Annotated in this window: 20 protein-coding genes; 17 read left to right on the forward strand and 3 right to left on the reverse strand. The window is 56.0% G+C overall.

The features are described 5' to 3' along the window. Nucleotides 1–6: 6 nt before the first annotated feature. Together SH573x_RS11030 and SH573x_RS11035 are read left to right on the forward strand one after the other, a co-directional pair. Nucleotides 7–954: a DNA integrity scanning protein DisA nucleotide-binding domain protein gene (locus SH573x_RS11030; protein ID WP_479354984.1), complete on the forward strand. Its 948-nt coding sequence runs from the start codon at nt 7–9 to the stop codon at nt 952–954. Between the two features lie 122 nt (nt 955–1,076). After that, a complete protein-coding gene (locus tag SH573x_RS11035; protein ID WP_479354985.1) occupies nt 1,077–2,072 on the forward strand; it encodes a 3-keto-disaccharide hydrolase in 996 nt (331 codons plus the stop codon). A 712-nt stretch (nt 2,073–2,784) separates the two neighbouring features. Here the strand turns inward: SH573x_RS11035 and SH573x_RS11040 are convergent. Next, a complete protein-coding gene (locus SH573x_RS11040; RefSeq protein ID WP_479354987.1) occupies nt 2,785–4,764 on the reverse strand; it encodes a M48 family metallopeptidase in 1,980 nt (659 codons plus the stop codon). 27 nt (nt 4,765–4,791) lie between these two features. Further along, complete coding sequence (locus SH573x_RS11045) at nt 4,792–5,391, reverse strand: LemA family protein (protein WP_479354988.1); 600 nt, start codon at nt 5,389–5,391, stop codon at nt 4,792–4,794. Nucleotides 5,392–5,746: 355 nt separating this feature from the next. Here SH573x_RS11045 and rpmI point away from each other — a divergent pair, with 355 nt between their 5' ends. From rpmI to SH573x_RS11120, 15 genes are all read left to right on the forward strand, one after another. Then, a complete protein-coding gene (gene rpmI, locus SH573x_RS11050) occupies nt 5,747–5,950 on the forward strand; it encodes a 50S ribosomal protein L35 (protein ID WP_479354989.1) in 204 nt (67 codons plus the stop codon). Between the two features lie 329 nt (nt 5,951–6,279). Continuing rightward, entirely contained in the window at nt 6,280–6,633 is a 354-nt protein-coding gene (rplT, locus tag SH573x_RS11055) for a 50S ribosomal protein L20 (RefSeq protein WP_479354990.1), read from the forward strand. 30 nt (nt 6,634–6,663) lie between these two features. Next, nucleotides 6,664–7,704 carry a phenylalanine--tRNA ligase subunit alpha gene (pheS, locus tag SH573x_RS11060; protein ID WP_479354992.1) on the forward strand — a complete coding sequence of 347 codons (1,041 nt, stop codon included), beginning with the start codon at nt 6,664–6,666 and terminating at the stop codon, nt 7,702–7,704. 51 nt (nt 7,705–7,755) lie between these two features. After that, on the forward strand, nt 7,756–9,780 hold the full coding sequence (gene pheT, locus SH573x_RS11065) for a phenylalanine--tRNA ligase subunit beta (protein WP_479354994.1): 2,025 nt from the start codon (nt 7,756–7,758) through the stop codon (nt 9,778–9,780). An 8-nt stretch (nt 9,781–9,788) separates the two neighbouring features. Continuing rightward, the gene (locus SH573x_RS11070) at nt 9,789–10,754 is read left to right on the forward strand and encodes a proline racemase family protein (RefSeq protein ID WP_479354996.1); all 966 of its coding nucleotides are present in this window, start codon (nt 9,789–9,791) and stop codon (nt 10,752–10,754) included. Then, nucleotides 10,751–12,013 carry an NAD(P)/FAD-dependent oxidoreductase gene (locus SH573x_RS11075; protein WP_479354998.1) on the forward strand — a complete coding sequence of 421 codons (1,263 nt, stop codon included), beginning with the start codon at nt 10,751–10,753 and terminating at the stop codon, nt 12,011–12,013. Before SH573x_RS11070 ends, SH573x_RS11075 begins: the two co-directional genes overlap by 4 nt. A gap of 128 nt (nt 12,014–12,141) precedes the next feature. Next, nucleotides 12,142–12,708, forward strand: coding sequence for an RNA polymerase sigma factor (locus SH573x_RS11080; RefSeq protein WP_479354999.1), 567 nt, complete (start codon nt 12,142–12,144; stop codon nt 12,706–12,708). Beyond that, on the forward strand, nt 12,701–13,069 hold the full coding sequence (locus SH573x_RS11085; RefSeq protein WP_479355001.1) for a hypothetical protein: 369 nt from the start codon (nt 12,701–12,703) through the stop codon (nt 13,067–13,069). The genes SH573x_RS11080 and SH573x_RS11085 overlap by 8 nt, the downstream gene beginning before the upstream one ends. A gap of 206 nt (nt 13,070–13,275) precedes the next feature. Continuing rightward, nucleotides 13,276–14,313 (forward strand): type II secretion system F family protein, encoded by a 1,038-nt coding sequence (locus SH573x_RS11090; RefSeq protein ID WP_479355002.1) that lies wholly within the window; start codon nt 13,276–13,278, stop codon nt 14,311–14,313. Nucleotides 14,314–14,325: 12 nt separating this feature from the next. Next, nucleotides 14,326–15,522: a type II secretion system F family protein gene (locus tag SH573x_RS11095; protein WP_479355004.1), complete on the forward strand. Its 1,197-nt coding sequence runs from the start codon at nt 14,326–14,328 to the stop codon at nt 15,520–15,522. Then, nucleotides 15,519–16,646 carry a type II secretion system F family protein gene (locus tag SH573x_RS11100; protein ID WP_479355006.1) on the forward strand — a complete coding sequence of 376 codons (1,128 nt, stop codon included), beginning with the start codon at nt 15,519–15,521 and terminating at the stop codon, nt 16,644–16,646. The genes SH573x_RS11095 and SH573x_RS11100 overlap by 4 nt, the downstream gene beginning before the upstream one ends. Continuing rightward, nucleotides 16,634–17,113, forward strand: a complete 480-nt coding sequence (locus SH573x_RS11105; protein WP_479355008.1) for a hypothetical protein — start codon at nt 16,634–16,636, stop codon at nt 17,111–17,113. The genes SH573x_RS11100 and SH573x_RS11105 overlap by 13 nt, the downstream gene beginning before the upstream one ends. A 405-nt stretch (nt 17,114–17,518) precedes the next feature. Beyond that, nucleotides 17,519–18,055, forward strand: a complete 537-nt coding sequence (locus SH573x_RS11110; RefSeq protein WP_479355009.1) for a PulJ/GspJ family protein — start codon at nt 17,519–17,521, stop codon at nt 18,053–18,055. Nucleotides 18,056–18,296: 241 nt separating this feature from the next. Beyond that, entirely contained in the window at nt 18,297–18,722 is a 426-nt protein-coding gene (locus SH573x_RS11115; protein ID WP_479355011.1) for a hypothetical protein, read from the forward strand. 19 nt (nt 18,723–18,741) lie between these two features. After that, nucleotides 18,742–19,608: a DUF1559 family PulG-like putative transporter gene (locus SH573x_RS11120; RefSeq protein ID WP_479355013.1), complete on the forward strand. Its 867-nt coding sequence runs from the start codon at nt 18,742–18,744 to the stop codon at nt 19,606–19,608. Nucleotides 19,609–19,738: 130 nt separating this feature from the next. Here SH573x_RS11120 and SH573x_RS11125 read toward each other — a convergent pair whose 3' ends face one another. Next, nucleotides 19,739–21,001 (reverse strand): integron integrase, encoded by a 1,263-nt coding sequence (locus tag SH573x_RS11125; protein ID WP_479355015.1) that lies wholly within the window; start codon nt 20,999–21,001, stop codon nt 19,739–19,741. Between the last annotated feature and the right edge of the window lie 323 nt (nt 21,002–21,324).

A 21,324-nucleotide genomic window follows, 5' to 3' on the forward strand; every position in this document is an offset into this window, starting at 1 on the left:
ACGCCTATGTCCGCCCAGAAGTTCACCAAGCAATTCACGACGATTTTGCATGCGGCGGGCGCTCTGGTAACCGAAGCCCATGCCGATGCATTGCTGGTGCTCCTGGAAGGCAGTACGGACTGGCAAAAACTGCGGCAAGCGATTCCCGAAAACGTCGCCCGGGTCATTGTAGCGGCCGATCTTGAACAAGACTTGGCTGGGGCCGCCGAAGCGGGTTTGATCCCCTTGCCGCTGAACAAAGAAAAGTCGCCGCTGCTGGAACGCTTGCAACACGCATTGCTAGAAGCAGTAGCCGACCAGGTCTTGAAGAACAATTGCGACGTGATCGCTGTTTACAGCGGTTTCGAACACCACAAGATGGACTCGATCAGTCTGATTCGGCTCGACGACCGCATGCGACGCTTGACCTCGCGCGACCTGCAACAACTTGAAAGTAGTGTGCCGCTGAAGAGTCTGAAGGTCGTAATTGACTTGGCATCCCAAATTGGCCGCGAAGGTCGCGAAGGCAAGAAGGTCGGCACGATGTTCGTCATGGGCGATACCCGGCGCGTGCTGAACCATTGCAAGGACAGCGGCCTGGACCCGGTGCGCGGCTACGATCGCAAGAGCCGCAATCTGTTCGATCCCCGCGTGCGCGAAGACATCAAAGAAATCGCGCAGATGGACGGCGCCTTTGTGGTCACGCCAGAAGGCGTCGTCGAAAAGAGCCGCCAAATCATCGAAGTCAAACATACTGATTTGACGCTCTCCAAAGGCCTCGGCTCGCGGCATTGGGCCGGTGCAGCCATCTCGCAAATCACTAAAGCCGTCGCCATCGTCGTCAGCCAGTCCAGCGGCACTGTCCGCCTCTTCCAAGGTGGTGACCTTGTTCTGCGCATCGAACCGATGGACTACAATGTCAAGTGGCAAGAGTTCAGCTACGAACCACCCCAAGCCTCCGAAGACAGCGACTGATTGGCGACTGGCGATTGATGATTGCCGATTGATGATTGCCGATTGGCGATTGATGATTGCCGATTGCCAATCATCAATCTCCAATCTCCAATCTTCAATTACTTACTTCAGGAATTACATCGATGTTGCTTTTCAAATTTGCTCGGTATATGTGTTGCGCTTTGGTGTTGGTGCCAGTTTCGCTTTCGGCTGCCGATGGCGATGGTCCCACTTTCACTGACCCCAAGAATGCGGGTGAAGAATACGCGCTGCAAGGTGAATACAAAGGCGAGTTGGCAATCAACGGCGGGCAGGCTTGGGGCGCGCAGGTGATTGCGATGGGTAAAGGCAAGTATCGGCTGGTCGGTTACCCCGATGGTTTGCCCGGCGATGGCTTTGTCCCTGGCACTGACAAGCGCGTCTCCGAAGGGACTCGCCAAGGTGACCGGATTGTGTTCAAAGGTAATGATGTGACCAACGAGGTCAACGCCGAAGTTACCGCTGAGACGATCACGGTGACTTACAAAGATCAAAGCGTCGGCCAACTCAAGCGAGTTGTCCGCGAAAGCAGCACCCTGGGCAAGCAGCCGCCGGCCGGTGCGATCGTTCTATTTGACGGCAGCACTGCCGAGCACTTCGAAGGCGGTCAGTTGACCGACGACAAGTTATTAATGGCCGATACGGCTAGCAAGGAAAAGTTCGGCGATCATGAGATGCACATCGAGTTTCGCACTCCGTTTCGACCGGAAGCTCGTGGACAAGCTCGCGGCAACAGCGGCGTGTACGTGCAAAGTCGCTACGAGCTCCAAGTGCTGGATTCTTTTGGGCTCAATGGCGAAGACAACGAGTGTGGTGGCATTTACAAGATTGCCAAGCCCAAGGTGAACATGTGTTATCCACCGCTGACCTGGCAAACCTACGACATCGACTTCACCGCCGCCAAGTATGATGCGGCGGGCACCAAGACCAGCAACGCGCGTTTGACCGTCAAGCACAACGGCGTCATAGTCCAAGATAACTTGGACTTGAAGTCAGGCACCCCCGGCCGCTTACCCGAAGGTTCATCGCCCGAAGGCCTCTACCTCCAAGGCCACGGCAACCCAGTCGTCTACCGTAACATCTGGGTAGTCAAAAAGTAGCCACAGCCTCGTACTCAGGCTCAGCTAACTCGTTTAACCCGTAGCCGCCAGGCGAGGCGCACCCTCTAACCCAACGCTGCGTTCACCTGAGTATCTGTTTGCTCAAGGAGTTCACGTGCTGCGCGAGGTCAACGCCTTCGATCGCCTCGCCTGGCGGCTACGGGTTAAACGATATAGCCGCTAGGCGAGGTTCTTCTCTGCGATCCTCTGGGTCTTTGCGTTTAATACTCTTGCCCTGCAGATGCGCAGGCGGAGCCTGCGGTGCAGTGGGTAACCAGGCAGAGCCTGGTAACCAGACTCTGCCTGTGACGTAGTCCATTGGTTGCGAATAGTAGGACGGGTCTCCCGGCCCGTCCATCATGGTGCTTGCGGCATTTAGGCAAGCAAGAATCAACGGACGCTGAATCGGACACGGCCAGCACGCCAAGACGATCGGACGGGCCTGGAGACCCGTCCTACATCCTCTGCGTCTCTGCGTTTAATACTCTTGCCCTGCAGATGCGCAGGCGGAGCCTGCGGTGCAGTGGGTAACCAGGCAGAGCCTGGTAACCAGACTCTGCCTGTGACGTAGTCCATTGGTTGCGAATAGTAGGACGGGTCTCCCGGCCCGTCCATCATGGTGCTTGCGGCATTTAAGCAAGCAAGAATCAACGGACGCTGAAGCGGACACGGCCAGCACGCCAAGACGATCGGACGGGCCTGGAGACCCGTCCTACATCACAATCGGTGGGACGGGGCAGCCTAGGGCGTCGGCGATGACGCGGATGAGTTCGCCTTCTTGAACGGTGACGTGATGGTCGGCTGCGATGCAGGCAGTAAAAGCGGCTAACATGCTCCGCTTGCTGGCCGGGGCGGCGGACTCCAAGCGATCCAGGGCCGCGTCCAGCGACGGGACACTCAACGATTCAGCAGCTAAGATCTGGCCCGTCTTGAGTGAAGTCCCGTGCGCATCGAGGGCTTGCAAGCCGGCTGAAAAGGCCACTTGAGGATTCTGCGGATTGCCCACGCGGGCCAACATCGAAAGCACTTCATTGAACTCTGCGCGAAATTCAGTGATCGGGCGTTGGCTGATCAGCTTGGCAGGCCGCTCTTGCAATCGGGCCACAAGCCGCTTGGCGATGAAACGCTGCACGGCGAACTCGAAGAGCGTGGTCCGATTGTCCATGCGAATTAGCGCTCGCGAGATGTTTCTCAAGTCCAACGTCTGCGCCGGTGATAGTTGATGCAGAGCCGGCAATGCCAGGCAGGCTACTGGCAATCGCTGCTCGGCGGCCAGGCGATCGATAGCCGGCATGACACGAACCAACTCTCGTAAGATCAACTGATCGCACATGTTTTGCAGCGAGGTCAATTGTTGACCACGCATGGGATCTTCGGCCGGGGCCAGCAGCAAAGCATAGACGACCGCCAGTGCACCCATAGGATCGCGGACGTTGGTCGCTAGCACGGGTTCCAGCTGATCGACCAGGCCATGGATCTGTTGAATATGCTCCATGGTGGGCTGGCCAATCGAATCCACCACCGCTGTCGGATGCGCGGCCAGGTGTTCGGCACCAGCGACCGCGATTGCATGAGCTTGATTCACATCGCGACCACCAGCCGCCAGGCCCATGGCCGCTTCGCTGCGCTGCATGGTTAAGCGACGCGGGTCGATAATCTCATCGGGTGTATGTCGGACTGGCGAGACCTGCGGAAACGTGCCATCAAAATTCGGTTGTAGTCGGCGAATGCGCTCTTGGAGCGGTGGATGCGTGGCGAACAAGTTCGACGTCAGTGCGCTGCCAAAGAACATGTGGCTGGCTTCTTCTGCCCCGGCGGCTTTGATCTTGGCGTGATCTTTCCAGCCGCCGATTTTCATCAGGGCATGACTGATGCCATCGGGATTGCGTGTGAACTGCACCGCGGATGCGTCGGCTAGAAATTCACGTTGACGCGAGACGGCCGCTTTAATCAGTTGAGCGAAGAACACACCCACATAACCGATCGCAATCAAGGCCAGGCCGGCAATCATAAAGAACGCGCCGCCATCGTTCTTCTTGTTACTACTGGAATACGAAGCGTGGCCGCCGGCTCGCACCAAGATGTAACCCAGCATGGCTAGCAGCAGAATGCCATGCAACCAACCCATCAAGCGAATGTTCAGCCGCATGTCGCCGTTGAGTATATGACTGAACTCGTGCGCGATAACACCTTGCAGCTCATCACGCGACAGCGTCGAGACAGCCCCGCGCGTGATACCGACCACTGCATTCTGAGGCGTAGTTCCAGCAGCGAATGCATTGATGCCCTCTTCGTCCATGATATAGACCGGAGGAACGGGCGTGCCCGAAGCCAAAGCCATCTCTTCGACGACGTTCAGCAACACGCGTTCACCCAAGTCGCGCGTATTGGAATTGACTTCGTGTCCACCCAGTGACAGCGCGACTTGTTCGCCACTGCCACCGATTTGCCAGATCTTGTACAAGCTGCCGCAGGTAATAACGATCAACGTACCTGCCGAGACGGCTGCGAACAATTCGGGGATCCACAGGCGAAACTCGTGAGCTTGGTCGCCCTTGCTCTCCGCCATCGTTACGATGCCCACCGCCGCCGCATACACGGCGATGATGACAACGATAACGGCAATGATGAAGACAGCCACCAGCCACAGGGTGCTGCGGCGGGCTTGCTCTTGATGCTCAAAGAAGTCCACAAAAGTGATTCCAGATAGTCGAGCTGATTAGAACTGAACTTTAACCGCTTCGCGCTGTTCAGGCAGCTCGATTTCAAACGAACTGGCCGGTCGGAAGTTGGCAAAGCCGGCCACGATATTGCCTGGGAACTGTTCGATGGCTGTGTTGTAATTCATCACGGCATCGTTGTAGGCCTGGCGTGAGAAGGCAACTTTGTTTTCGGTGCTGGCCAGTTCTTCTTGCAAGGCCAACATGTTCTGATTGGCTTTCAGGTCCGGATAAGCTTCGGCCAAGCCGAGGAACTTGGTCATCGCGCCCCCCAAGGCCGCTTCGGCAGTGGTCAAGCCCTGCATGGCCTGCGCGTTGGTGGGATCGGCCACGGCAGTTTGAGCAGCGCTGAACGCGGAGTTACGAGCCTTGATGACCGCCTCGAGTGTTTCGCGTTCATGCTTCATGAATCCCTTGGCCACTTCCACCAGGTTGGGGATCAAGTCATAACGTCGCTTCAGTTGCACATCGATTTGAGCCAGCGCATTCTGGAAGCGATTCTTGAGGCTGACCAGCCCGTTATAGATCGAGACCAGGTACAGCAAGAACAAGACAACCATCACGCCCAAGGCGATCAAGATAATTAACGCAGTCGACATTTCGATGAGCCTCTATCGGGTCAAAGGGTTTTCAATCAACTAGCAAAGATACAGTGTTCAGGGCCGGGGAACACGCTCTCAGGGGCGCGCCGCTGGCAATTTTGCTCGGTTTGTTATGTGGCATAGGCTGCGGCCTGTGTTGTGGCATAGGCTTCTAGCCTGTGTTGTGGCAAAGGCGTTGACTTGTTCAGGGCTTAGCTCGCCCTGACACAAGGAGTGCCCTAATCCCGAATTGGACGTGTCCACGTGCTGATTACGCCTTGTGGATGAAACAAACTACCGTTAGAATCCTGCGTTTTCCGATACAGCTTAGTATTTTCGCACCTGAGGCCAGACTCCAGGGAGCCAGCCGAATATGCCCAAGATGAAAACGCACAAGGGAACCAAGAAGCGGTTCCGCATTACTGCCAACGGCAAGGTTAAGCACCGCGGAGCGGGCACCAGCCACTTGGCCGTACGCATGAGCAACAAGCGTAAGCGAAATCTGCGCGGCACCCGGGTACTCGATACCCCGTTCACCCGCATGATTCACGACGCTCTCCGCCACAATAGCTACTAATTGTCTCCTTTCGCTCCGCGAAAGGCAGCGTTTTTCGAGTCTCGGAGAGACTCGGCTACGTGGTTCACGTAGCAGCGTCTCTCCGAGACGCTGAAACTGTTCAATACGAGTCTCGGAGAGACTCGGCTACGTGTAGTGCGAACGCTACGAATAGAGGGGTTTTTTAGTCCAGTTACCTGGGTGACAACTCCGCCGACCAAACACAGCCCACCCAAGTTAAAAACGGCCATTGTGCCCCCCTCTTGGGCTGCAAGCATGCATCAGTCAAGCACTGATCAGCTAACTGTCGACGGGACCTGAGGTAAGCAGTTCGAAAGTGATTTCGTTCGATGAGAACACGTAAAGGTGCCGCCAGGCGGCAAGCAACCAAGCGCATTCTGAAACGCGCTGCTGGTTACGTCGGTGGTCGTCGCAAGCTGTTGCGTACCGCCAAGGAAACGCTGGTTCGAGCAGGTGTGTTCGCCTTCCGCGACCGCCGCGCCAAGAAGCGTCAATTCCGTCGGTTGTGGATCATTCGTATCTCCGCAGCCTGCCAGCAACATGATCTCCGCTACAGCCAGCTGATTCATGGTATGACCAAAGCCAACATCAACCTCGATCGCAAGCAACTCTCGGAAATGGCTATCCATGATCCGGCTGGTTTCGCCACGGTGGTTGAGAAGGTTAAAGCCGCGCTGGCATAAGTTAGTTCAGCGTTTTCTAGTTGGACTACTATGCAACTGGACGAGCTAATCCAAGCACTCGATCGCTTGGCGCAGGATGCGGAGTCTGCGCTAAGTGCCGCTAACGACGCGGCCTCGTTGGAGGCTGCGCGTGTGCAGTTCGCCGGCGCTCGCAGTGGCCAACTGAAAGCACTGCAGAAAGACGTTGGTACCCTGGCAGCAGCCGACAAGCGCGCAGGCTACGTCAAATTCAACGAAGTGAAGGATCGTATCCAGGCAGCGTTGGATGCGGCGGCTACGCGAGTTGAATCGGGGGCCGAAGAAGCCATACCGGTAGGACTCGATCCCACACTGCCGGGCGTGCGTCGCCGTTTGGGCCATGTGCATCCGATTACGCAAACGATCGAACATCTCAAGCAAATCATGGGACGCTTGGGGTTCGCGGTAGTGGAAGGCCCCGAAGTCGAAGACACCTGGCACAACTTCGTCGCGCTCAACATTCCCGAAGATCATCCGGCCCGCGATCCACTAGACAATTTCTTTTTGGCTACGGCTGATAAGTTGGCCGGTGGTGTTATCGATCCCGCGGCAGCCGATGCGCGATTGCTGCGCAGCCAAACCAGCACCGTACAGATTCGCGTGATGGAGAAACATGCGCCGCCAGTGCGCATCATTTCACTCGGTCGCGTGTATCGCCCAGATCCAGCCGATCAAACTCACTTTCCTATGTTCCACCAAATGGAAGGCTTGTGGATCGATCGCTCGGTAACGATGGCCCAGCTCAAGAGCGTGTTGCGGATGTTCGCGACCAACTACTTGGGTTCGGATGTGACGATTCGCTTTCGGCCCAGCTTCTTTCCGTTTACCGAACCAAGCGTCGAAGCGGACTTCTCTTGGAAAGGCAGTTGGATTGAGTTCGGCGGTGCCGGCATGGTCGATCCCAATGTCTTGAGAGCCGTGGGCTATGATCCCGAAGAAGTTACGGGGTTCGCCTTTGGTTTGGGTGTGGAACGTTTGTGCATGGGGCGGCATCGCGTAGAAGATATTCGCGATTTGTTCCGCGGCGACGTACGCTTTCTGGAACAGTTTTAATTCCGAGCGTTTTGTGCTCGAACCATGTTGTCAAGAGTTAGGGCCTAAGCCATGTTGGTTTGCTGGGAGTGGCTGGAACAGTACGTTCGCTTGAATGTGAAACCAGACGACTTGGCTAACCGCTTTGCCATGTCGGGCCTCAATCATGAATCGACGACCCAAGTAGGTCGCGATACGGTCATCGATCTGGAAGTGACCAGTAACCGCAGCGATTGTTTAGGTCACATCGGCGTCGCGCGTGAAGCCGCGGTGCTTTTGGGCAATGACTTATGCGTGCCCTCAGCCAAGATCGTCGAAGACTCAGCTCTGCTGGCGAGCAATTTGGTTAAGGTCGAGAATCGTTTTCCCAGTGGTTGTCCGCGCTATACGGCTCGCGTGATTCAGGGCGTCAAGATCGGCCCAAGTCCAGAGTGGCTAGTGCGACGGTTGGCTGCAGTTGGTGTCAATTCGGTCAACAACATCGTCGACGTGACCAACTATGTCATGCTCGAATGTGGTCAACCGCTGCATGCTTTTGATCTCGATCGCGTGCGTGGTCGCCAGATTATCGTGCGCCCGGCTGAGGCCGGCGAAAAGTTCTTGGCGATCGATCATCGCACGTATCAACTCGATCCACAAACAGTTGTCATTGCTGATGCCGAGGGCGCAGTGGCCTTGGGTGGCGTGATGGGTGGCGCCGAGAGCGAGATATCGCCGACCACGACCAACGTGCTAATCGAGGCTGCGGCCTTCGAACCGTTAGCGATTCGGCGCACGGCTCGCAAGTTAAAACTGCATAGCCCATCATCGTATCGCTTCGAACGTCGCCCCGACCCCAGTGGACTTGATTGGGCCAGTCGCCGCTGTTGCGAATTGATTCTGCAAGTGGCCGGAGGCAAACTGGCCACCGGTTGCGTCGATAGTGGCGGAGCCAGTGAGAAGATTGCTCCGATTACGTTTCGCCAATCGCAATTGCCGCGCGTCTTGGGTATCGATGTACCGCGTGAAGAGGTGATGCGCATCCTGCTGGCGCTGGGTTGCGAAGTCCAATCGGTTGACGCTGCGACGTTGAAAGTCATCGCGCCTAGTTGGCGGCGCGATGTCTCGCGCGAAATCGATCTGGTGGAAGAGGTCGCGCGCATCTATGGCTACGACAAGATTCCCGAAGATGCCATCGTGCCACTGACGGTGGCGCCGGTGCGTCGCAAAGACATCGTACTCTCACGCGTACGCGGCGTGCTGAGTTCGTATGGCATTGACGAAGCGATTACGCCCAGCGTCGTGCCGGCGGCGCAAGATAACTGTGGCAGTCCATGGACCAGCGCCCCTGCCCTGGTGACCGATACGCCGCTGCTGGAAGGCGCTAAAGCCTTGCGACGTTCACTGCTGCCAAGTTTATTGAGCGCGCGAGCTGCCAATCAAACTGTGGGTGGTCGCGATGCCAGCTTGTATGAAGTGGCTACGGTCTTCCTGCCAAGTGCCGATGGTGGTTTACCGAACGAACAATCGACGTTGGCACTGGTTACCGGCGATGATTTGTTAGTGGCCAAGGGGTTGGTAGAAGACATTGCCGCCGCCTGTTTTGCCCGAGGCACCAAGCTATCGCCGCAAGCCTTCGAGCATGAGTTGTTCCAGCGAGGCACAGCCACACGATATGAAGTCCATGGACAACTGCTGGGGTATGTGGGCTTGATCAGCAAAGCCACGGCCAAAGCCCTGGGTGTTGATCCTAAGACGGCGATGGCCGAACTGGTGGTGGAAACCTTGATCGAATCGTTAGAAGAGATTCGGCGTTCGCAGCGCGTCAGCCCCTACCCTGCCATCAGTCGCGACTTGAATTTTATTCTCGACGAAGCGCTCCGCTGGGCTCAACTAGAATCCGTCTGTCGCGCCAGCGGCGGTACGCAACTGCAGCAAGTCGAATATCGCGAAACTTATCGCGACGAAAAGAAAGACGGAGCTGGAAAGAAACGCGTGCTGCTGTCGCTGGTCTTCCAAAGTCCAGATCGCACGCTGACCAGTGGCGAAGTCGACGAGGCGGTCGCCAAGATTATTGCCAATTGTCAATCTGAGTGTGGTGGACATCTGCTGAGTTGATTACTTCTATGCATCGCATTCGCGTGATCGATACGCATACCGGGGGCGAACCAACTCGAGTTGTCATCGCGGGTGGTCCAGATCTTGGCACCGGCACCATGGCGCAGCGCAAAGAGCGCTTCGCGCTTCGATTTGATGATTGGCGACGAGCCATCACCTGCGAACCACGCGGCAGCGAATGCATGGTGGGAGCGCTCATCACCCAGCCCGAGCGCCCCGAGAGCGCATGCGGTGTGATCTTTTTCAACAATGTGGGTTATCTGAACATGTGTGGCCATGGCACGATCGGCATCGCCGTCGCCTTGGCTCATGCAGGTCGCGTTGGTCCGGGACGTCATTCAATCGATACGCCAGTTGGGCAAGTCTGGTTTGAACTGCTGGACAAGGCGCGCGTACAAATTGAAAACGTACCCAGTTATCGCTATCGCAGCGATGTGCCAGTCAAGCTGGACGATGGTAGTTCGGTTTGTGGCGACATTGCTTGGGGGGGCAATTGGTTTTTCCTCTGCCCTGCCCCGCAACTATCCGTCGAGCGCAGCAACTTGTCGCGCTTGCAAGATTATGCGAACCGAGTACGTCGCGGACTGGCTGCTGCAAACAGCTGCGGCACCGATGGCGCGGAGATCGACCATGTGGAGCTGGTAGGTCCAGCCATGGACGGTGACCAGGCCGATGCTCGCAACTTCGTTTTATGTCCCGGCGGTGAATATGATCGTTCACCTTGCGGTACGGGCACTAGTGCCAAAGTCGCTTGCCTGGCCGCGGCCGGTAAACTCGCTCCCGGACAACTGTGGCGTCAAGCCAGCGTGATCGGCAGTCGCTTTGAAGCGAGCTACAAAACATTGACAGTGGATCAACAAACCGGCCAACCCGCTAGTGTTCAAGTGAGCCTGGTTGGTTCGGCTTGGGTTAATGCAGAAGCCGACTTGATTCTCGATCCAGCCGATCCATTTTGCATGGGCATTCGTTCATGAATTTGAATTCTAGCGACCGTGGTTCGATCGTCATCATTGGCGGTGGCTTGATCGGCGTGGCTAGCGCAGCCTACCTGGTCGACGATGGTTGGCAAGTTACGGTGATTGATCGCGGAACGATTGGTGGAGCGTGTTCGCTGGGCAATTGCGGACTGGTCTGTCCCAGTCACGTATTGCCCCTGACGGAACCAGCCGCTCTGAAGGGAGCGTTCAAGGCACTCTTATCGCCTTCAGCCCCCTTTCGTATCAAGCCGCGTTTGGATCCGAGTCTCTGGAGTTGGATGCTGAGTTTTGCCAAGCGCTGCAACACGCGTGATATGCTGGCCGCCGCGCATGCCATTCAGCCGCTGTTGTCTTCGTCGATGCATGAATACGAACAAATGTTCGCCAGCGACCAGTTCGATTGCGAATGGGAGAAGCGTGGGCTGCTGTTTGCGTATTTGAGTCGTGCGCAGTTAGATGCGTACGAACCGACCAATACGCTGTTGGCTGAATCGTTTAATGAACCGGCCACCAAGTTGGATGTCGATGCGACCTTGGCGCTCGAGCCGGCGCTCAAGCCGGGGATTGCCGGTGGATGGTACTATGAGCATGACGGTCACCTCAGGCCCGACCGCTTGATGCAAGCCTGGCGAAGCAAACTGAGCGGGCAAGGTGTGCAGTTTGTGGAACAGTGCGAACTGCGCGAGTTTTCGGGCCATGGCCGCGTGGCTCAGGCTGCTGATACTTCGACAGGACAATTCAAAGCGGATCGATTTCTGATTGCTACGGGAGCCTGGACACCCAAGCTCGATAAACTGATCGGCAAACATATTCCGATCGAGCCCGGCAAAGGTTATTCGATTACGATGCCCCGCCCATCGATCTGCCCAACGATTCCGTTGATCTTCCCCGAGCATCGCGTGGCAGTGACTCCGATGAAGTCCGGATATCGCTTGGGTTCGATCATGGAGTTTGCCGGTTACGATGAATCGATTAAGCCCGAACGTTTGGAGTTGCTCCGGGCCGGTGCCAGTCATTATCTGCGCGAGCCGCACTGCCAGCCGGAGCTGCAGACTTGGTTTGGATGGCGGCCGATGACCTACGATAGCTTGCCGATCATTGGCCAGACGCCGCGATATGAAAATGTATGGTTGGCGGCGGGCCACAATATGTTGGGGCTGACCATGGCGCCGGCCAGCGGAAAGCTGGTGGCCGAGCTGTTAGGCGGCCGCACCCCCCACATCGATCCGCAGCCTTACGGCCTGCAAAGGCTGTAATCACGTAGCCGAGTCTCTCCGAGACTCGGTTTGACAGATTCGGCGTCTCGGAGAGACGCCGCTACGTGTCTAAAAAAATCCAAAATTGCTTAGACAAATCGGCGGCGATTGCGCATCCTAAGAGGATCATGTCATCTCCTCTACCCCTGAACCAGCGAGTTCGACAATCTGCGCACTGCATCGCTGAAAGCGGCGAAGCGGGTCTGTCAGGGCTTTATGATCTAACGGCCAATCGGCTGGTGCGATTTGCGACCACGATCACGCGCAATCAACACGATGCGGAAGATGCCGTTGGTGCAGCTCTGCTGAAGGTGGTGGTCGATTGTCAGTTGCTGATTCGGGCCGACCATCCGTGGGCCTATCTGCTGCGCATGGTCCGCAATGAATCGTTGGTGATTCTGCGGCGCAAGCGACGTTGGAGCTTCATCGACAACCTGGCTGACCTGTTGACCCGGCGATCGGTTGATCAACTGGAGCAAGAGGACATGCATCGCGCCATCTGGTTGGCGATGCGCAATTTGCCTACACCTCAGAGCGAAGTTGTGGTCCTGAAGATTTGGGAAGACATGACGTTTGCGGAGATAGCCGAAGTACTCTCGATTCCACCGGCTACAGCGGCCAGTCGTTATCGTTATGCGCTGGAGAAGCTGGCTGGTCAGTTGCATGGCCAACGCGTGGAGGTGCAAGATGAGTAATCTGCCCGATGCGCTGGCTGAACTGGAAAAATCGATCCGCGCTGCAGGTGGTTATGTCGTGCCCAGCGATAACCTGCGCCCGCGCGTGCTGGAAGCCGCCCGCGAGCAAGCGAGATTACAGCGCGGTTGGTGGCGCATGCTGCAAATGGTTGTCGTGCTGCTAGTGTGTGGAGTGATTAGCATTCCAGCCAGCCGACATGTCGATCAATGGCGCAGCCGAACCAGTGCTCCCTCCAGCCAAGAGATGGAAGAGCGAGCCGTGAAGCTAGCCGAACAGCCCGGCGTTGGTCATTCGTGGGCCATGTACGAAGCATTTCAGCAAGTCAAAGAGTCGACCTCGCTGAAAATGCATCGACGTTAGACACAAGTGCTCTTGTGGATAGACAAATTTCCACCGCGGGCGCATCTACTTGCTTAGTTGAACAGCGCTATTACGTAGCCACCGCTGCCAAGCGGTGGATTTAGCCTCACGAGGAATCCACCGCTTGGCAGCGGTGGCTACGTAAAAACACCGCTTGGCAGCGGTGGCTACCCAGATTGAAAACTGTCATAGTTCGGATGCACCGCATGTCCTCCTCTTTATTGCCGCCTATTGCCCTGGAAGACGTGACGGAGTTTCACGATCAACTCCGTCAGTTGCAACGGGCGGGGTTGGACTTTGACTTAGGCTACGCGGGCCAACTGCACTCGGGCCAATCGCATGCGGCTGAGTTAACCGAACAAACTCTCGATCAACAGCTCGACTTGATCACAGCCCATCTGGCTAGTGAGCTATCGCGTGGCCAGAGTATTCAAGAGACGGTCGCCCATTCGCGTGGCGTCTCGGCCGCTTATCGCCTGGCCTTGCAGAGTTGGTGTTACGGCGATCGTTCGATCGTCGCTCTGGACATGTTGCATCAACCTGCCCGCAAGCGGCAAAGTGTAGCGATCGATGTATCATTGTCGCTGCTACATCCATTGATACTGTTCGGGTTGTGTTTCGCAGCCTGGTTGTATTTGACGATTGTCGTCGCACCGCGCATCGTCAGCATTTACGAGCAAATGAACGCAGTCCCCAGTTGGCAGACGCGGTGGTTAATGACCATCAGGGACTGGGCGCCATGGTGGGCGAGTATCGTGCCGCTGGTGGTACTAGTGGTTCTGATGGCATGGCGTTGGCGTTTGCCGAGTTGGCGTTTCGCCTGGTTACCTGGCAGGCAACGTGCGCTTGCGCGATCTCGAGCGGAACATCTGGCACTGGGGTTAGCCCAGATAACCCACGAGCGGGTGCTGCCGGCCAGCGCGCTGGCTGCGCTGAGCGCAGAGCAAGTCGGAGATGCAAAATCTGCTAGTGGTCGCAAGCTGCCTATGTTGCGTTGGGCCCTGAGTAAACTGCGATCCGAGGCGCCGGGTACACAAGCGGCTACCACCTCAAATGAGTTTCCGCTCACGTTGGCTGCATCGTTCTATCGCTTGATCAATGATGACCAGGAGCAGCATCGCAAGCGCTGGCTGCCGGTCGCAGTCGGAATCGTACTGGGTGGATCGATGGTGCTCATCTACTGTTTAGCGCTCGTGACACCGATTGTGGCCCTGTTGTTTGATGTGATCAGCGCATCCCGGTGATGAAAGACAGACATGCCAATTTTTCAATATGAAGCCCGCGATGAACAAGGGCAAACGCGACAGGGACAGATCGATGCGCCCAGCGTGCCCCTGGCTATCGAACTCCTTGCCAATCAGTCGCTAGAAGTGATCGGCATTCGCTTGTCCGAGGAACCAGCATCGCCCGCTGAAGCCGCTGCGCTACAAATTGCCGCCATGCCTCGCGAGCGTCCCGAATACTTGGTGCGGCTGGATAAGATCCTGGCTGGTCGCGGGCGATTGCTCGAGATACTCGAGGCCATTGCAGCTGAGCAGACATTCGTGGTGGGCGATCAGCTCCAGTACGTCATCAATCGCATCAAAGCCGGGATTACTTCAGAGCAATTGCTGGCGGATCGTGAACTGCTGGTGTGGTTGCCAGTCATCACCGCCGGGCATGATCCCGAGCTGTTGCAGCGGCAGTATGCGCGCTGGACTGCGCAGGTGGCCAGTCAACAGCGGCGCGTAACCGCCTGGTGGTGGGCCCTCAGTTATCCATTGTTTCTAGTTTTTTGTGCCGTGCTGTTGCTCTTGCCACTGTATATCTTGATCGTGCCTGGGTTCAAGCGGATGTTTATGGAGTTTGGATTGTCGTTACCTGCGCCCACGATGTTGATGATTGGGATTAGCGATCTGATTATCGGTTACCCGGTTACCTTAAGCCTGGCCGCGCTGGGTATCGTGATCTGCGTAGTGTTGGCCGCCAACTATTGGAACGCATATGCGGCGACCACGCGCGTGTTTGGAATTTTCACCAGTGGCAGTAATCCTAACTTGTTGGCGATGAGCCACATGTTGAGTGTGCAAGCCGAGTTGCTGGAACTCGGCGCTCCGCTGAGCGATTCATTAGTGATCTCCGGTTCGGCTAGTCGCTTTGCGTTCTATCAAGATTTGTGGCAACGGCTGGCAGGCGAGGTGCAAAGGGATGCACAGGACTGGCAGCACTCGCAACTGCGAACCGCGCTGCCGCCGACGTTTATGCACGCGCTAGTCGCTGGTCCCGATCGAGCACCATCGGTGCCTTTGATTCGCGAACTATCGGAAATCTACAGCACGCGTACCCAGTATCGTTTGCAGGTGAATGCCGGACTGGCGACGCCGGTGATGATCTGCCTGGTAGGCCTGGCGATCGCATTCGTCATTGTGGCGCTCTTCATGCCTTTGGTGCAAATGGTGACATCGTTAACATGATCAGCCGTTACTTCCCGACACTCGGCAAACTGCTTGAGGACCTGAAGCGCAGAACTTCCTTTGCCTTCGGAGCAGGTCCCACCTGGTTTGTGCAACCCTGGTTTGGCGATACGCTACCGGGCATGCAGAAATCACTTTTGCGTTTGCTGGCGGTGGCCTCTCGCGAGCACTTGGATGTGGCGCCGCTGGTTGCATGTATGGCGCTGGAACATCGCCGACAGTACCGGGCCAAACTGCTTCGGCTCGCGCGGCGATTGGATGCGGGCATACCGTTGTGCGCTGCCCTGGAGCAGACGCCTGATGTGCTCAGCCACGAAGATGTGCTGGCCATTCGGTTTGCCAGTCAATCAGGAACCATGTCCGCTGTATTCGATCAATTGCTTAGCGATCATCGGGAAGACGAACAGACGCAACAAGTTGGCTACAGTTATTCGCCCGCTTACTGGATGATCTTGTCAGCCGTGTTGGTGTTGGCCCTGCTGTTCATGACCCTGGTGCTCGCGCCGGGCTTTCGCGCGATGGGAGACGATTTAGGTGTCGAACCACCTCCAGCCTTTGTGGCCCTGCAAGCTGCCTTTGGTCAGCCTGCCAGCATCGCCTGGATCTTGGTCGCGATCTTGTTTGGCACCTGGTTGGCGTTGTGGTTCCGCGTGCCCCGCCGTTTCGTATCGCAGCAAATTGCTCCGCGCCTGCTACAACCGGTAGCCGAGCGCCGCGTGGTTCACCTCTATCGCCTGTTCGCATCGGCGTTGGACGCAGGTCGACCGCTGCCCGGCGCGATCTCGACGTTGGCGCGTTACCACTTCGATGCCAACTTGCGGCGCAAGTTATTGGTTGCCCGCAACGAGATCGAGCAAGGCGAAGATGTTTGGCAGAGCATGGCGGAAACGGGTGTAATTACCAGTGGTCAAGCCGAAGCCTTGCAGAGCACTCCACGCAGCGATTTGCGCGCCTGGATTTTCAAGCGCCTGGCCAACAAGAAACTCGAAGCCATCGCCGCGCGAACCGCTGCTCTGACATCGCTGCTCGAGCCGCTATTGGTCTTGCTGTTCGCCAGTCTCGTACTCTGGATCTGCTATTCATTTTTTGCTTACCTGGTGAGGTTCATCCAATGGAACATGTAATCCGTAGCTGCACTCGCCAGAGTGCGGACTGGCTATGCCGTAGCTGCACTCGCCAGAGTGCGGACGCACCTCACCAACGATCGGGAATCGCGTCCTTTGAACTGGTGGTGACAGCCACGTTGCTCCTGGTACTGATGTCGATTGTGGCCCAAGTATCGACTGCTTGTGGACAACTGTGGCAAGATGCCCGCAGCTATCGGCTGGCGTCTACGGAACTGGCGACCCAGTTGGAACGTTTGACCTTGTTACCCGCAGAGCAGGTCAGGAGCGAGTTGGGAAATTGGAAACCCAGCCAGGCTTTACAGCAAGTATTACCGGCGGTGGAATTGCAGGGCGAAATGATCAGCGATGATGACGGCCCGCGACTGAAGCTGACCATCAATTGGCAACGCCGGCATAACGGCCCGCCACTGGTATTGATTGGTTGGCTCGTCCCTCGCCCAATGCCTGCCAACGATGAAGGATAACCACAGGTCATGCATATGATTCATAAGCACGTGGACACATCCAATTCGGGATTAGGGCACAAACACGAATCGAGGATCGTGGTTGGCATAAACCATATCCGAGTGAATAACACTTAGTAAGCTTAACAACTCCAATCAAAGCTTGGAGTCACTGTTGAATGAAGTTCCTCGCTGCTACCGGTGGTGGGGCTGCTAGTAAGTAATGATCGTAGGCTTTGGCTGAAGAAAATAGTCCTTGATTGCAGGTTTGATAGGAGGATCGCTAGCGGCCTGGCGGTAGTCCCGCACCAACGAAAATCTGTCCGTAGAGCTTCCCATATTTTCTTTCATAGAATCTTTAGTTCGTTCGGGGCTTAGTTTGCCCTGACACGAAGAGTGCCCTAATCCCGAATTGGATGTGTCCACGTGCTAAGAACTCACCGTCGCTCCAAGGGCTTCACGCTGATTGAACTGTTGGTCACGATGATTGCCGGCGTAACGCTGCTGCTGCTGGGGATCAAAGTCGTTCAGCAAACCATGCAGTTGTCCGACCTCAATCGTGATCGCGGTGATCATCAGCGTGTGGTCGCACGCTTGATCGATGACTTGCGCAGCCATGTCCATGCAGCCACCAGTGCGGCCATTGAGAAGGTTGCCGCCGAAAATAGTACCACTCAAAATATTGCCACTGAAAATATTGATCGTGAAGAGCTTAACAATTTGAAACTTTCGCTGCCCGATGGCTCGCAAGTTACCTATGCATTCCGTGCGGGACGGGTCGAGCGACTCGGGCGACCGTCCGTCGACGCCCAGCCGACGACCTTTGAAAGTTATCAACTGTCCGCCGAGCACCGAGCGGAGATTACCATCGAAGCTGGGATGGTGGACTTGAACCTATGGCGGGTGATCGACCAAGAGAAACGTTTAGAAGCACACGTCGGCGCAGTGATCAATCGGCGTTAAGGGTTCTGGGTGGCACTGGCTATGCGCAGCATTGCCAGTGCTCAAAACGAAGCGTTTGATATTCGGCCGGCGGTTGCATAATCCAAGGAAATCGAAGTTAGTGAGCACTCAGGCGATGGTTCATTCCCAAAAGATCAAACCGGTCCCACCAGCGTCCCCCGACAGGTGCGACCACAACTTCGCTTACGTTGGCTGCTCCAGCAGGCTCGCCAACCGCACCACTTCGTTCCATGCACTGGCAATGCTGCGCATAGCCAGTGCCACCCGCCAAAAGCGCAAACCTCGCTCTGGGACGATCATCATCGGCGTCTTAGCTTGTATGGTCGTCTGCAGCGCGATGGTCTCGGTGGCGCTGCAGTCGGCGTTGCGAGGTCGTCGCGAAGCGCGGCTGGCTCATCAACTGGTTCAAGTGCAGTTGCTGGGCGAAGCTGGCGCGCGGCGGGCGGTGCAGCGACTGACCCAGGACGATCAATATCGAGGTGAGAAATGGCAACCTGATTTGAAGCTCGCCACCTACTCGGGCTGCGAAGTAGAGATCCAGGCGGCACCCAGTGGCGCGGGTGACCGAGAGTTTGATATCCGTGTGAGCAGCCGCCTGGAGGCGGTGACTCACCATTTTGGCCCACTGCAACGCACCTTGAAATTTCAATACACTATTCCAAACTAAGTTAATCGGAGTGTTCAATATGTCACGCATGCGCACCGCGTTTACGCTGGTTGAGTTGCTGGTGGTGATCGCGATCATCGGTATCCTGGTAGGCTTGTTGCTGCCCGCAGTCCAAGCGGCCCGTGAGGCGGCCAGGCGTTGCCAGTGTTCCAACAACGTGGGACAACTTGGCCTGGCGCTACATCACTATGAATTCAACATGGAGCATCTGCCGGCCGGCTCGATCAATCCGTCGGGACCGATCCGCAGCGAAGCCATTGGTCAGCATGTCAGCTGGACCGTGTTGATCCTGCCCTACATGGAGCAGAAAGCTGCCTTTCGCAAGTTTGATCAAGCTGAAGGTGCTTATTCCAACTTCAACTCGCCGGTCCGCAAGCAGAACATCTCCGTGCTGATGTGTCCCAGCGATCCCTTCGTCAATCAACTGCAGATTGACAATGTGACGGTCTACGACAGTAGTTATGCGGGCTGTCATCATCATGCAGAAGCCCCCATCGATGCCAACAACACGGGCCTGATGTTCCTCAACAGTCACGTGCGATTCGCCGAGATCGAAGATGGCACGTCGCATACGATTCTGATCGGTGAGAAGATCGCTGAGCCGCAGAGTTTGAGCTGGGTCTCGGGCACGCGGGCCACGCTCCGCAACACTGGCACTCCGATTAGCGGCAGCCAGTTTAGAACCAATGCCGCACTGCCCAGTACCCCCATCCCGCCGCCTAATCCGCTCGAAGTTGGCGGCTTCAGCAGCCATCACACCGGAGGCGCTCAATTCGCCATGGCCGATGGCTCAGTGACTTTCATCTCCATGAACGTCGAACCCAAAGTCCTGCAGCAACTGGGCCATCGCTCCGATGGCGAATTGCCCAACGACGTTCGCTGGTAGTTTCCAAAGGATTACTCGCTAAATACTTTATATATAAAGTATTGGTGCGGCGCAGTCTTTCGTTCTTGTGCCCAGTCGTGCAGCGCAGTTGGTAGTTGCCGTAAAGGTAGACCCGACATTTTTCGCGGGTCTAATTGTTTGTCGTATCAGGCTTTGTCCGCAAGCGATCAAGCGGGCTCACAACGCGGATGTCTGGACGGTTAAGGACATGTGTGTAAATCATCGTCGTCGAGATGTCGTTATGACCTAGCAGTTCTTGGATCGTTCGGATGTCTGTCCCGTCCTGTAGTAGGTGAGTTGCAAAGGAATGTCGAAAGGTATGCGAAGTCACATGCTTATTGAGCCCGACGAGCTTAACAGCGTTACGCAAATGTGTGGGAAATGTGTTGCTGTGAAGATGATGTCGATGCCGCTTGCCGCTTTTGGGGTCCCGTGAGAATTTTGAGGAAGCAAAGAGGAATTGCCATTTGAATTCTTGGTGTGCCGACGGATATTTTCGGCTGAGCGCGTGCGGCAGCCAGACGGACGCTTCACCGTTGGCCAAATCGAGCTCGTGCAGCTTGCTACGTGTTTGAACGAGTCGCCGTAAAGCGTCAACAAGTTGATTGGGCAATGGCGCAAAGCGACTCTTATCACCTTTGGAACTGTGAATTTCGATCAGGCCTTGATCGAAATCGAAATCTTTCACTCTCAATCGCAAACATTCGCTGATTCGCATGCCGCATCCATACAACAGTTGCCCGATGACCAGATACACTCCGTCGAGCGCCGACAGTATGCGCACGACTTCCTCTTGGCTCATTACCGTCGGTATTCTTGCGGTCTTGTTCGAGCGAATAGCATTGATCTTCCCAAAATCACGTTCGAGAACCTGTTCAAAAAGAAACAGGAGTGCATAAAACGCTTGGTCTTGGGTGGAAGGAGCGACGTCGCCATCAACTGCCAAATCTGTCAGGTGAGCCTCCACATCTGACGCGCCGATGCCATTGAAATCCTCGAGGCACTTCAAACCGCGATCCAGCATAAAGGCTCGGATTTTCTGAACATAGGCTTTCTCTGTGTTGAAAGCTCTCCTTTGCATTCTCAGCTTTCTACGTAAGACTTGGATTACGTCGGGTTCACGCGGATTTATCTTGCCGACTACGTCTTCGATTGTCGCCAGGTCGCTTCCGGCCTCTTGTGATGCAATTTGTTGCAACTTGGCACGCACAAGCTCCAGACGTGGCAAGGAGGTTTTGCGCACGTGGTCGCGATACCAAATGACGCCTTCCACGATCTTCAGCCGTTTCCAGGCTGGGACATTGGCTTTCAACTTGGATCGCAAAAATGCAATGAGATCTGCCTCGCTGAACTCCCAGGTTTCTGGATTTGGCACGCGGTGGAAACGGGCCATCGCCGAGAACCAAAAGCGGGCGTAATGTTCGGGTCTCTCGTTAGGCTGCAAACTGGCAGCTGGCGTGATTGGTTACGTCCGTGCGGGTTCCCCATCGCAATCCTCCCAGGAGCTTAGTTGACGCCATTGCGTTCGAACTTAGATTCCGCTGAACCGAATAAGGGTTCGCGCTCGATCTCACTCAAAGGCGACAACTCAGAGTTGAAGACAATTGACATGCGACACAAAACAGACTTGACAGAAACACTTGTCGCAAAGGAGTTGAACTAACGATATCGGTCATGTCAACTACCCAATGTAGGGAGTTAAGAAATATTCTTGAA

It is taken from the genome of Rania fehmarnensis, assembly GCF_056494185.1.

What these genes read in the sequence shown, in the direction of transcription:
- SH573x_RS11030 (WP_479354984.1), top strand. Translation starts at nt 7, where the DNA reads ATGTCCGCCCAGAAGTTCACCAAGCAATTCACGACGATTTTGCATGCG.
- SH573x_RS11035 (WP_479354985.1), top strand. Translation starts at nt 1,077, where the DNA reads ATGTTGCTTTTCAAATTTGCTCGGTATATGTGTTGCGCTTTGGTGTTG.
- SH573x_RS11045 (WP_479354988.1), bottom strand. Translation starts at nt 5,391, where the DNA reads ATGTCGACTGCGTTAATTATCTTGATCGCCTTGGGCGTGATGGTTGTC.
- rpmI (WP_479354989.1), top strand. Translation starts at nt 5,747, where the DNA reads ATGCCCAAGATGAAAACGCACAAGGGAACCAAGAAGCGGTTCCGCATT.
- rplT (WP_479354990.1), top strand. Translation starts at nt 6,280, where the DNA reads ATGAGAACACGTAAAGGTGCCGCCAGGCGGCAAGCAACCAAGCGCATT.
- pheS (WP_479354992.1), top strand. Translation starts at nt 6,664, where the DNA reads ATGCAACTGGACGAGCTAATCCAAGCACTCGATCGCTTGGCGCAGGAT.
- pheT (WP_479354994.1), top strand. Translation starts at nt 7,756, where the DNA reads ATGTTGGTTTGCTGGGAGTGGCTGGAACAGTACGTTCGCTTGAATGTG.
- SH573x_RS11070 (WP_479354996.1), top strand. Translation starts at nt 9,789, where the DNA reads ATGCATCGCATTCGCGTGATCGATACGCATACCGGGGGCGAACCAACT.
- SH573x_RS11075 (WP_479354998.1), top strand. Translation starts at nt 10,751, where the DNA reads ATGAATTTGAATTCTAGCGACCGTGGTTCGATCGTCATCATTGGCGGT.
- SH573x_RS11080 (WP_479354999.1), top strand. Translation starts at nt 12,142, where the DNA reads ATGTCATCTCCTCTACCCCTGAACCAGCGAGTTCGACAATCTGCGCAC.
- SH573x_RS11085 (WP_479355001.1), top strand. Translation starts at nt 12,701, where the DNA reads ATGAGTAATCTGCCCGATGCGCTGGCTGAACTGGAAAAATCGATCCGC.
- SH573x_RS11090 (WP_479355002.1), top strand. Translation starts at nt 13,276, where the DNA reads ATGTCCTCCTCTTTATTGCCGCCTATTGCCCTGGAAGACGTGACGGAG.
- SH573x_RS11095 (WP_479355004.1), top strand. Translation starts at nt 14,326, where the DNA reads ATGCCAATTTTTCAATATGAAGCCCGCGATGAACAAGGGCAAACGCGA.
- SH573x_RS11100 (WP_479355006.1), top strand. Translation starts at nt 15,519, where the DNA reads ATGATCAGCCGTTACTTCCCGACACTCGGCAAACTGCTTGAGGACCTG.
- SH573x_RS11105 (WP_479355008.1), top strand. Translation starts at nt 16,634, where the DNA reads ATGGAACATGTAATCCGTAGCTGCACTCGCCAGAGTGCGGACTGGCTA.
- SH573x_RS11115 (WP_479355011.1), top strand. Translation starts at nt 18,297, where the DNA reads ATGCTGCGCATAGCCAGTGCCACCCGCCAAAAGCGCAAACCTCGCTCT.
- SH573x_RS11120 (WP_479355013.1), top strand. Translation starts at nt 18,742, where the DNA reads ATGTCACGCATGCGCACCGCGTTTACGCTGGTTGAGTTGCTGGTGGTG.
- SH573x_RS11125 (WP_479355015.1), bottom strand. Translation starts at nt 21,001, where the DNA reads ATGGCCCGTTTCCACCGCGTGCCAAATCCAGAAACCTGGGAGTTCAGC.